An 11,611-nucleotide genomic window follows, 5' to 3' on the forward strand; every position below is an offset into this window, starting at 1 on the left:
GTGGCGGATCGGAGGGGGGCCTCGTCGGGTGCGGGTGGCCTTATCGGGTGCCTACCCGGACGGCGGATACGATCAGCGGCCATGGAGTTCGGTGGGGCATGGCGCCGTTGGCGCGGCCGGGGTACGACGGTCGGACGCAGGGTGCTGGCCGGTGCGGTGGCGCTGGTCGCGGTGGCCGGGATCGGCACCGTGGCGACGGCGTCCGGCGGTGAGCAGGCGGTCCACGAGGAGGACCGTTTCCTCGGCATGCCGGAGACGCCCGGCAGCACGCAGCAGGTCCAGCTGGACACCTCGTTCTTCACCGCCGGCAGCGGGCCGCGGCCCGCGGTGCTGCTCGCGCACGGCTTCGGCGGTTCCAAGGAGGGCGAGCGCGAGCGCGCCCGGCAGCTCGCCCGGCAGGGCTACGCGGTGCTGACCTGGTCGGCCCGCGGGTTCGGGCGCTCGGGCGGCAAGATCGGCCTCAACGCGCCCGACCGCGAGGTCGAGGACGTCCGCCACCTGGTGGACTGGCTGGCCCAGCGGCCCGAGGTGCAGCTCGACGGGCCCGGCGACCCGAAGGTCGGCATCACCGGAGCCTCCTACGGCGGGGCGATCTCGCTGCTGGCCTCCGCCTACGACCACCGGATCGACGCCGTGGCGACCCAGATCACCTGGTGGAACCTGGCCGACGCGCTGTTCCCGCAGGGCGTGCAGGGCTCGGGCGCCGTGGACGGCGTGTTCAAGAAGCTGTGGGCCGGGATCTTCTTCACCACCGGCTCGGCAGCCCCCGGTTCGGCGGGCGGTCTCGGGCCGTCCGGCGGTGCGCCGCGCGAAGGCGGCGAGGCGAAGCCGGTGGCGGACGGGCAGGTCGGGTGCGGGCGGTTCCTGGAGTCGCTCTGCCAGATGTACGACCGGGTCGCGACCGCCGGGCACGCCGATCCGGAGGCCGTCGCGCTGCTCGACCGCTCCAGCCCGTCCTCGGTGGCGGCGCAGCTCAAGGCGCCCACGCTGGTGGTGCAGGGGCAGCAGGACTCGCTGTTCCCGCTCGACCAGGGCGACCGGATCGCGCAGGCGGTCGCCGCGAACGGCGCTCCGGTGGCCGTGGACTGGTTCGCGGGCGGGCACGACGGCGGGACGGACACCAGCGCCCGGGTCGACGACCGGGTGACGGCCTGGTTCGACCACTACCTGAGGGGCCGCGGGAGCGACACCGGGGCGGCGTTCCGCGTGACCCGGACCGGCGGAGTGGACTCGACCGGCTTCCAGGCCGTGCTGCGCGGGGCCACCGCGGAGCGGTACCCGGGGCTCGGCGGGACCGGTTCGCGCTCCGTCGAGCTGACCGGCGGGGAGAGGACCGTCGCCAATCCGCCCGGCGGGGCGCCGCCCGGGATCTCGACGCTGCCGGGCATCGGCGCGCTCAGCCAGGCGGCCTCGCTGGGCGCCGGACTGTCGCTGGACTTCCCCGGGCAGAACGCCGCCTTCGACTCCGCGCCGCTGGACTCGCCGCTGCACCTGACCGGGCAGCCGACCGTGCCGGTGCGGGTCGCGTCGGACCGGCCGGACGCGGTGCTGTTCGCGAAGCTGTACGACGTCGGACCGGACGGCAAGTCGGTGCTGCCGCAGCAGCTCGCCGCGCCGCTGCGGGTCACCGGCGCGGACGCGGGGCGTACCGTCACCGTGACGCTGCCGACCGTGGACCACACCTTCCCGGCCGGACACCGGGTGCGGCTGGTGCTGGCGAGCACCGACCTCGCGTACGCCTCGCCCGTCGAGCCGGCGACCTACCGGGTCGCGCCGACCGGGCCGGTCACCGTGCCGACCGTCGAGGGACTGGTCACCGAGGCGGCGCCGCTGCCCGCGCGGACCTGGCTGCTGCCGGTGGCCGCCGCCGTGGTGGCCGCCGGCCTGGTGCTGGTGCCGCGGCTGCGGCGCCGGCGGGCGGCCGGTGGGCCGGACTTCGATCCTGAGCTGGCCGCGGTGCCGCTGCGGATCAGTGGGCTGAGCAAGCGCTACAAGGGCTCCCAGGACCGCTACGCCGTCCGGGAGTTGGGCTTCCGAGTGGAGCAGGGGCAGGTGCTCGGGCTGCTCGGGCCGAACGGCGCGGGCAAGACCACCACGCTGCGGATGCTGATGGGGTTGATCCGGCCGGACGCCGGGGAGATCCGGATCTTCGGGCACCTGGTGCGGCCCGGTGCGCCGGTGCTGTCGCGGGTCGGGGCCTTCGTGGAGGGCGCGGGCTTCCTGCCGCACCTCACCGGACGCGCCAACCTGCGGCTGTACTGGCAGGCGACCGGGCGGCCGGAGGCCGACGCGTGCTTCGACGAGGCACTGGCCATCGCGGGGCTCGGCGAGGCACTGGACCGCGCCGTGCGGACGTACTCGCAGGGCATGCGGCAGCGGCTTGCCATCGCCCAGGCCATGCTCGGGATGCCGGACCTGCTGATCCTGGACGAGCCGACCAACGGGCTGGACCCGCCGCAGATCCGTGAGATGCGCGAGGTGATGATCCGGTACGCGGCCGGCGGGCGGACCGTGATCGTGTCGAGCCACCTGCTGTCCGAGGTCGAGCAGAGCTGCACGGACCTGGTCGTGATGGACCGCGGTCAGCTGGTGACGGCGGGCCCGGTCGGCGAGATCGTGGGCGCCGGAGAACTGCTGATGATCGGCGTCGCCGCCCCCTACGACCCGCAGGCGGCGGCCGAGAAGGTGGCCGCGCTGGCCGGTGTCGCCTCGGCGGAGGCCGTCGAGGGCGGGCTGCTGGTGCGGCTGGACGGACAGGCGGCGAGCGAGCTGCTCGCGGAGCTGGTGCGGCTGGGGGTGCCGGTGGAGAGCGCCGGGCCGCAGCGGCGGTTGGAGGACGCGTTCCTGTCGTTGATCGGAGGTGGTGCGGAGTGAGTTCGGTCTCTGAGGTCTCCGCAGTTTCGGCGGACCACGCGGAGGGCTACCGGGCGAGCCGGACGCTGCCGCTGCGGGTGGAGGCGATGCGGCAACTGCGCCGCCGTCGCACCCTGGTGATCGGCGCGGTGCTCGCCGCCATGCCGTTCGTCATCCTGGCCGCCTTCCAGATCGGCGGCACCCCCGGCCGACCGGACCGGACCACCTTCATCGACCTGGCCACCGCCTCGGGGGCCAACTTCGCGGTCACCATGCTGTTCGTCGGCACCGGCTTCATGCTGGTGATCCCCGTCGCGCTGTTCTGCGGGGACACCGTCGCCTCCGAGGCCAGCTGGTCCTCGCTGCGCTACCTGCTGGCCGCGCCGGTGCCCCGGGCACGGCTGCTGGCACGCAAGTTCGCGGTCGGGCTGGCGTTCTCGGCGGTCGCGGTGGTCATGCTGCCCGCGATCGGACTGCTCGTCGGGACGGCCGCCTACGGATGGGGTGACCTCAAACTGCCCGCCGGTGCCAGCCTGCCGGCCGGGGAGGCACTGCCCCGGATCGCGATCGCGGTGGCCTTCGTCCTCCTCAGCGAGATCGTGATCGCGGCCCTCGCGTTCTGGCTGTCCACGGCGACGGACGCGCCGCTCGGCGCGGTGGGCGGCGCGGTGTTCGTGTCGATCATCACGGGGGTGCTGGACGCCGTCACCGCGCTCGGTGACCTGCGGGAATGGCTGCCGGCGCACTGGCAGTACGCCTGGGCCGACGCGCTGCAGCCGCAGCTCGAATGGGGAGGCATGGTGCAGGGCGTCTCGCTGTCGCTCTCGTACGCGGCGGTGCTGCTGGCGTTGGCGTTCCGGGGGTTCGCGCGCAAGGACGTGGTGTCGTAGCGCGGCCGCGGTGGTGTCGCCGGGGCCGGCGGGCGATGGGGGATCATGGGTGGGTAGCTGACCCCCGCAGGTGAAGGACCCGAACCGTGGCCCAGATCGTCCTCTTCCACTCCGCCTACGGGCTGCGCCCCGCCGTGCGGGCCGCCGCCGAGCGGCTGCGCGCCGCCGGGCACACCGTGCACACGCCGGACCTGTTCGAAGGCCGGACCTTCGACTCGATCGAGGACGGACAGGCGTACCAGGAGGAAGTCGGCGGCAGCGAGGAGATGCTGCGCCGGGCGGTGACCGCGGCCGCGCCGCTGTCCGAGGGCGGGCTGGTGTACGCGGGCTTCTCGCTCGGCGGCGCGATCGCGCAGAACCTGGCGCTGGCCGACGAGAAGGCGCGGGCCCTGCTGCTCCTGCACGGCACCTCGGACCTGCGCGAGGACGCCGCCACGTCGATCCCCGTGCAGCTGCACATCGCGGAGCCGGACCCGTTCGAGCCGGAGGACTGGCTGAACGCCTGGTACCTGCGGATGCGGCGGGCCGGGGCCGAGGTCGAGGTGCACCGCTACCGGGGCGCCGGGCACCTGTTCACCGACCCGGAGCTGCCGGACCACGACGCGCAGGCGGCGGAACGGGCCTGGGCGGCGTCGCTGGACTTCCTGGCGGAGGTGGACGGGCAGGAGGACTGACGGCGCCGCGGCCGCCGGCTGTTCGGTCGGCGGGTCGGCGGGTCGGCGGGTCGGCGGGTCGGCGGGTCGGCGGGTCGGCGGGTCGGCGGGTGGCCGGCGGCAAAAGTGGTGGTCCCTCCGTGTACGCCGGAGGTACGGTGACGGCCGTTTCGGTCGGAGCACAGGGGGTTGCCGTGGATTCAGCGGGGCGTGTCGACAGGTCGCGCGGTCGGGTGTTCGGTGAGGCGGCGGAACTGTACGACGCCGCCCGGCCCGGGTACGCCGACGGGCTGGTGACCGAGGTGCTGGCGTACGCGTGGCTGTCGCCCGCGGGATCGGCGGAGCCCACGGGGTCGGCGGAGCCCGCGGGGTCGGGGGAGCGCGCGGTGGTGGAGATCGGCGCGGGGACCGGTAAGGCCTCCGTGCTCTTCGCCGAGCGCGGGGTGCCGCTGGTCTGCGTCGAGCCGGACCCGCGGATGGCGGAGGTGCTGCGGCGCAACACCTCGGGGTACCCGCGGGTGCGGGTCGAGACCGGCGGTTTCGAGGAGTGGTCGGCGCAGGGGCGGACGTTCGGGCTGCTGTTCGCCGCCACCTCCTGGCACTGGCTCGACCCGGCGCGGCGCTGGGACCTGGTGCACGACGCGCTCGAACCGGGCGGCGCCGTCGCGCTGTTCTGGAACCCGCACGGGGTGGTGGACGACGGGCTGTACGAGGAGCTCGGCGCGATCGACCGGCGCTACGGCGTGGAGGGCTCGCCGCACTGCCGACGGGCCGCCTACTACGGGGACGTGCCGGGCAACGGGGAGCCGTTCTGGCCGGAGGCCGAGTGCCGGGCGGACGGCCGGTTCGCGGACCTGCGGGGCGTCCGGTTCCGTGAGGAGGTCCGGTACGGGACCGAGCGCTACCTGGACTACCTGGCTTCGATCTCCAGCTACCGGGTGCTGCCGGAGGAGCGTCGGGCCGGGGCGCTGGCGGAGACGGGCCGGGTGCTGGACGCGCGGGGCGGGGGGATCGAGATGCTGCACGTGAGTGATCTGTTCCTCGCCCGGAGGGCGGCGTAGGGGCCGGCCCGAGGACGGGCAGGGGGAGGGCCGGGTCGGGGCGGAAGCCCCGGTTCGGCCCTCCGGCGTTTCCGGGACCGGTGCCGCCGGGGCAGGTGTGGCCGGCGGGGCTCCGAGCGACCCACGGTGCGGATGTGACGAATCGTCAGGGCGGTGTCCGGGGGTGGTGTCCGGGGGCGGCGGAAGTGCCGGTGCGGCGCCGGTTGCGGGGCGGAAGGACTGTTTCCGGACAGCTACCCTCAGTGATCGGCGGGGTGGTGGTCCAGACCTCTTGTCGGGCATGTGCCACCCTGCCAGCAGGGATGATCGAACTACGAACTGTTGTTAACCGGGCGGCCGTCCCGGCGTCACGGTCCGGCGGGCCGTCAGGATGACCGGATTCCCCACGGCGTCGTTGATCTCCCGGGAAACCTCTCCATAGAGTCGCGGTGCACTCCGACCCCACCAGCTGTCCAAATCCGTGGAAATGCCGTCGAGCCATTTCCCGTGACTCAAGCATTGGAGCGGCACATGCTTGTTCTCGGAATCACCAACAACGACCTGGCCGGTGCCTGCCTGGTTCAGGACGGAACGGTCGTCGCGGCCGTCAGCGAGGAACGCTTCTCCCGGGTCAAGGACCACAAGGCCTGGCCGGAGCAGTCGATCGACTACGTCCTGAAGGAGGCCGGGGTCACCCTTTCCGATGTCGACCGGGTGGCCTACGGATGGCAGGCGGGATTCAGCGCCGAAAAGCACTTGCTGCTTTACGTGGACCGCATTTCGGAGGAAGCCCGGCTGCGCCCCGAGGCGCTTCCGCACCTCCGCAAGCGGATATCCGACGAAATTCTGAACGACCGCGAGAAGCGCGGTGAGTTCGACGCCTTCATCGAGGAGAACGGGCTTCGCGGCAAGGTGGTTCGCGTCGACCACCACGAGTCGCACGGCTTGGGCGCCTTCCTCTGCTCCCCGTTCGACGACGCCCTCGTGGTCACCTGTGACGGCCGCGGGGACTTCCAGTCCCTGACCGTCACGCACTACTTCCCCGGCGGCGAGGAGGTGCTCCAGCGCGAGACCTCGATCGACAGCCTCGGCTACTTCTACGGCCGGATCACCAAGCTGCTCGGCTTCCGGCCCAACCGCCACGAGGGCAAGATCACCGGCCTCGCCGCCAACGGCGACCCGGAGAAGCTCCTCCCGCTGATGCGGCGGATGATCGACGTCGAGGAGAACGGCGCGATCCGCGCCCGCTGCGGAGACTGGTACCAGCCGTCCTACGAGGGCTACTCCGAGGCGCTGCTCGCCGAGATCGCCACCCACGAGCCGGCCGACGTCGCGGCGGCGGCCCAGCGGCACGTGGAGGACCTGCTGACCGCCGTCGTGGCGCAGCACATCGGCCGGGTGGCCGGCGGCAACGTCTGCCTGTCCGGCGGCGTGTTCGCCAACGTCAAGCTCAACCAGCGGATCTTCGAGACCGCGGGCGTGCGGAACATCTACGTGCTGCCGCCGATGGGCGACGGCGGGCTGCCGCTGCAGACCGCCGTGATCGTGGCCCACCGGGAGACCGGCGAGCGCCCGCGGGTGCCCTCGATGGCCCTCGGGCCGGACGCCGCGATCTCCGAGGGCCGGCTGGAGGAGGTCCTGCGGGACTACCCCGAGCTGCGCTACCGGCGGATCGGCGAGGACATGCGGGAGGTCCTGCTGGCCGCGCTGGAGGCGGACCAGGTCATCGGCACCTACCGGGGCCGGATGGAGTTCGGCCCGCGCGCGCTCGGCCGGCGCAGCGTCATCTACGGCACCGCCGACGTGACGATGAACGACTGGCTCAACAAGCGCCTGAACCGCACCGAGTTCATGCCCTTCGCGCCGATCACCGCCGAGGACCTGGCGCCCGACTGCTACGTGGGCTGGGAGTCGGAGCAGCCCTCGGCGCTGTTCATGACCATCACCTACGACTGCCACGAGCCGTTCGCCAAGGCCTGCCCGGCGGTCGTGCACGTCGACAACACCGCGCGCCCGCAGATCGTCCGGGCCCAGGACGACCCGTTCCTGCACGGTCTGCTGATGGCCTGGTACGACCGCAGCGGCCAGGCGGCGCTGGTGAACACCTCGTTCAACAAGCACGAGGAGCCGATCGTCGGGTCGCACCGCGACGCGCTGGACCCGCTGGCCGACGAGGTGATCGACCTGCTCCTGGTCGACGACGTGTACCTGGTCTGGAAGGACACCGCCGACAGCTACATGGCGCGGCAGGCCGCCTAGGGCTTGTCCGAGCCGGAGGCAGGGTCGGGCGGTCCGCCGGTGAGGTCTAGTCCAGTTGACCGTCCGGCCCCATCGGATGTGAACTATCGTCAGATCGTATGGCGCAAGCGCCGAGTGAGGAGACCGATGCAGCCGCAAGCCGGAACGCGGTACGAGGTCGAGGCCGTCGTCTTCGACATGGACGGGGTCCTGATCGACTCCAGGCCCGTGATCGAGGAGGCGTGGCGGTCGGTGGCCCGGCGCCACGGCCGGGTGCTGGCCGACCCGGAGGTCGAGGAGTACGTCCACGGCCGCACCGGCGACCAGACGGTGCGGCTGATCTTCCCGGACCACTCGGACGCCGACCGGAAGGCGATCTGGGCCGAAGTGGACACCGTCGAGGAGGAGGCGCCGTACCGGGCCGTCCCCGGTGCGGACGGACTCGCCACCCGGCTCCGGGACGCCGGCGTGCCGGTCGGCCTGGCCACCAGCAGCTGGACCCGGAAGATCGACAACGCGCTGGGCGGGCTCGGCCTGCTCGACGTCTTCCGGGTGCGGGTCACCCGGGACGACGTCGAGCGCGGCAAGCCGCACCCGGACCCGTACCTGGCGGCCTGCCGGGGCCTCGGCATCCGGCCGCAGCGCGCGCTGGTCTTCGAGGACTCGGTCAGCGGGGTGCGCTCCGCGGTCACCGCGGGGGCGGTGTGCGTCGGGATCGGCGGGCCGGCCCTGGTCGAGGCCGGCGCGGTGGTCGCCGTCGCGGACTTCACGGCGCTGGTGGTGGGCGGGACGGCCGAGGAGGCCGGGACGATCACGCTGACCGACCCGGACGGGCGGGTCACCGTGGCGCTCGTGCGCGGGCCCGTCGGTGGCTGAGGCGGGCCGGGCCGCGTCGAACCGGGCGCTGGTGGACTCCGTGCCGGGAGCGCCGGCCGGGGCGGGGACGTCGGCGGGGGCCGGGGCGGGGACGTCGGCCGGAGCGGAGGCGTCGGCGGGACCCGGGGCGCCGGTGATGGCCCGGTCGGCAGCGGTGTCGGCGTTCTGCGTCTTCCTCGTCCTGGGCGTGCTCACCGCCTCGCTCGGCGCCTCGCTGCCCTTCCTGCGGGAGCGGTTCGGCGCGGAGCACGAGGTCGGGCGGGTGGTCTCCGCGTACAACCTCGGCGCGCTCGCGGCCACCGTCTGCATCGGGCTGCTCGGACGGCGGCTGAACGTCCGGGCGGCTCCGCCCGTCCTGCTCGCGGTCTTCGCGGCGGGCGCGGCCGGGATGGCGGCCAGCCCCGGCTGGACCGCCTACCTCGGCTGCGCCGCCGTCACCGGCCTCGGGTACGGCGGGCTGGCGCTCACCCTCAACACGGCGTTCGCGCGCGGGTTCGCCGGGAACAGCGTGGTGATGGTCAACCGGCTGAACGCGGTCTTCGGGATCGGCGCGATGCTGGGCCCGCTGGCCGCGGGGGCCGTCGGGCACACGGACATCCGGCTGCTGGCGCTGGCGGCGGCGGTGTGCGCGCTGCCGTGCTTCCTGGTCGGACGGGCGGGGGCGGTGCTCACGGCCGCGCCGGCGCGGACCGCCGCGGGCCCGCAGGACGGCCGACGTGCCCGGACCGGGCTGCAGTTGCTCCCGTTCCTGCTGGTGGGCCTGGTGTACGCGGGCATGGAGACCAGCATCGGCACCTGGCAGTCGACCCAGCTGGTCCGCGACGGCTGGAGCACCCAGGCCGCCACGACGGCGGCCTCCGGATTCTGGGCCGGGATGGCCCTCGGGCGGCTCGTCGTCCCCCAGCTGACCAGGCGGATTCCGGGCCGGACCACCCTGCCGGCCTACCTGGCGGCGGGGCTCGGCGCGTTGGCGCTGGCGGCCGTGCCCCACCTCGCGGTGGTGGCCTACCCGCTGGCGGGGCTGGCGCTGGCGCCGGTGCTGCCGACCCTGATCGCCTGGGTCTCGGGCGTCGCGGAGGTGCCGCAGCAGGCGACCTCCGTGCTGACCCTGTGCTGCATGCTCGGCAACGCCGTCGTGCCGGCGGTGGTCGGCGCGCTCAGCGGGTCGGGCGGGGCGGTGGTGATCCCGCTGGTGCTGGCCGGTGCGTGTCTGCTCTGCCTCGGACTCGCGGTGTGGCTGCGGGCCACCCGGCGGTAGGCAGGCAGGCAGGCGTTGCCGTTGGGGTTGCGGTTGGGGTTGCGCAGGACGTCGGCTGGGCCGACGTCCTGCGCGCGGCCGTGGGCGCGGGCGTGGCCGTGGGGTGCGGGACTCAGCCGGGCGGGGGCGGGGCGGTGCGCCCGTGGATCGGGCCTCCCGGGGTGTACCAGCCGGCCTTCTTGCGGACCGCCGGGCTCGGGTCCCCGGTGCGGGCGGCCTCCAGGGCGGCGAGGGCGCGAGGGTCGGTGTGGACGAACTTGCCGACCAGTTCGGCGGCCCGCATGCGGACCTGCGGGTCGGGGTCGCCCGCCAGACGCCGCAGCCCGGGATCGAGCACCCGGTCGGCGCCCGGGGCGCAGGTGTCGCCCTTGCACCGGTCGCAGGCCAGGGCGTGGAAGGCGGCGATCCGGACCCGGGGGTCGGGGTCGTCGGCCATGGCGATGAGCAGGTCCATCGAGTCGGTGTCGACCAGGTGGTCGAGGAGGCGGCAGCAGCCCTCCCGTACCGCCGGGTCGGCGTGGGAGAGACCAGCGCGGATGGCGTCGAGCGCGTCCGCCGCGCGGTGCAGCAGCTCGCGGTAGGCCGCCACGGTGCGCTGTGGGTCCCCCAGGCAGGAGACGAGGGCTTCGTCGTCGGTCCGTGAGAATCCGAGCATGGGACGAGTGTCCGGCCGAACGGGCCTCCGGGCAAAGGGATTTGTGCGGGGGTCTCAGAGGCGGCGGCGGGTGCGGCCGTAGACGAAGAGGCAGAGGCAGGTGACGGCGGCGATGCCACAGGCGAGCATGCCGAGCGCGAGGAGCATGATCGTGGTGTCGTCGAGGCCCTGGACGAACTCGTGGTCGGAGTTGCCGTTGGCGTCGACGGTGACCTTCTCGCCGTCCGGGTGGCCGGAGATGTAGCCGACCATCGCGATGATGCCGCCGACGCAGAGCACGGCGGCCGCGAGCAGCCGGCCGCCCGCCTTACGGGTCCACTCCTCGCCGGTGAGCAGAGGGGCGTTCGGGCAGTGGTCGATCACGGCGTTGCCCAGGGCCGAGGCGCCGGTGGCCAGACCGTCGACCCGGACCCGTCCGCCGCCGGCGACGGTGAGGACACAGCGGTAGTCGTTGCCGAACCGGTGGGCGAGGGCGCCGACCGAGTTCCGGCGGGTGGGGACGGTGACGGCGGTGATCTGAGCCCAGGTCCAACTCCCCTTGCGACCACGGGCATTGCCGTGGACCAAGCCGTACTCGCGGACCTCGAAGTACTCGCCGGAACCGCCGCGCAGCGCCCGTAAGGCCTGCGTGAGGCCGATGCCCAGTCCGGACACGCCGAGGCCGAGGATCACCCCGAGCCCCTTGCCGCCGCCCGAGGAGCCGTCGTCCTGGAGGAGTGCCCACAGGCCCAGCCAGGAGGTGAGCACACCGATCGGCAGGGCCCAGGCGGCGTTGACCCACCGGGTGCGGGTGGCGACCCGGTGACGGCTGACGAGGGCTCCGAGCGCGTCGGGGGCGGCGGTGGTATCGGTCACGGCGGCCAGTCAAGCAGGGGGGTCTGTTCGCCTCAAGGGCATTGGCGCGATGAGTGGTTGACGCGGCCGGCGGGACTTCCCGAAGGTGCGGGCACGGGTGCGGGTGCGGTGGCCCGGCGGCCGGTGCGTGGTCGACGCGGACGGATGCGCGGATCCCCGAATGTGGAGGGGGGCCCCCCCCGGGGGGGGGGGGGGGGGGGCGCCCCGCCGGGGGGGGGGGGGGGGGGGGGGGGGGGGTGTTTTTGGTGTTGGGGGCCCGGCGGCAGGGGCGGAGACCCCGCCGGGGGCGCCCG

9 protein-coding genes are annotated in these 11,611 nt (G+C 74.0%); 7 read left to right on the forward strand and 2 right to left on the reverse strand.

The window, feature by feature from the left end:
- The first annotated feature begins 81 nt into the window (after positions 1–81).
- The 7 genes from ACFV0O_RS08190 (at position 82) to ACFV0O_RS08220 (ending at position 9,808) form a co-directional block, all read left to right on the forward strand.
- Entirely contained in the window at positions 82–2,874 is a 2,793-nt protein-coding gene (locus ACFV0O_RS08190; protein WP_380337995.1) for an alpha/beta fold hydrolase, read from the forward strand.
- On the forward strand, positions 2,871–3,743 hold the full coding sequence (locus tag ACFV0O_RS08195; protein ID WP_360256908.1) for an ABC transporter permease: 873 nt from the start codon (positions 2,871–2,873) through the stop codon (positions 3,741–3,743). The genes ACFV0O_RS08190 and ACFV0O_RS08195 overlap by 4 nt, the downstream gene beginning before the upstream one ends.
- 86 nt (positions 3,744–3,829) lie before the next feature.
- Positions 3,830–4,417: a dienelactone hydrolase family protein gene (locus ACFV0O_RS08200; protein ID WP_360256905.1), complete on the forward strand. Its 588-nt coding sequence runs from the start codon at positions 3,830–3,832 to the stop codon at positions 4,415–4,417.
- Positions 4,418–4,629: 212 nt separating this feature from the next.
- On the forward strand, positions 4,630–5,457 hold the full coding sequence (locus ACFV0O_RS08205) for a class I SAM-dependent methyltransferase (RefSeq protein ID WP_380337999.1): 828 nt from the start codon (positions 4,630–4,632) through the stop codon (positions 5,455–5,457).
- A gap of 510 nt (positions 5,458–5,967) precedes the next feature.
- Positions 5,968–7,695, forward strand: a complete 1,728-nt coding sequence (locus ACFV0O_RS08210) for a carbamoyltransferase (RefSeq protein WP_380338002.1) — start codon at positions 5,968–5,970, stop codon at positions 7,693–7,695.
- Between the two features lie 126 nt (positions 7,696–7,821).
- Entirely contained in the window at positions 7,822–8,550 is a 729-nt protein-coding gene (locus ACFV0O_RS08215; RefSeq protein WP_380338005.1) for an HAD family hydrolase, read from the forward strand.
- 136 nt (positions 8,551–8,686) lie between these two features.
- Positions 8,687–9,808, forward strand: a complete 1,122-nt coding sequence (locus ACFV0O_RS08220) for an MFS transporter (RefSeq protein ID WP_380338007.1) — start codon at positions 8,687–8,689, stop codon at positions 9,806–9,808.
- 112 nt (positions 9,809–9,920) lie between these two features.
- On the opposite strand, the gene ACFV0O_RS08225 is transcribed toward ACFV0O_RS08220, so the two are convergent.
- Positions 9,921–10,463, reverse strand: a complete 543-nt coding sequence (locus ACFV0O_RS08225) for a HEAT repeat domain-containing protein (RefSeq protein WP_380338009.1) — start codon at positions 10,461–10,463, stop codon at positions 9,921–9,923.
- Between the two features lie 54 nt (positions 10,464–10,517).
- Positions 10,518–11,318, reverse strand: coding sequence for a hypothetical protein (locus ACFV0O_RS08230; RefSeq protein WP_380338012.1), 801 nt, complete (start codon positions 11,316–11,318; stop codon positions 10,518–10,520).
- Positions 11,319–11,611 lie beyond the last annotated feature (293 nt).

Source organism: Kitasatospora sp. NPDC059577, assembly GCF_042735475.1.
Lineage (GTDB): Bacteria > Actinomycetota > Actinomycetes > Streptomycetales > Streptomycetaceae > Kitasatospora.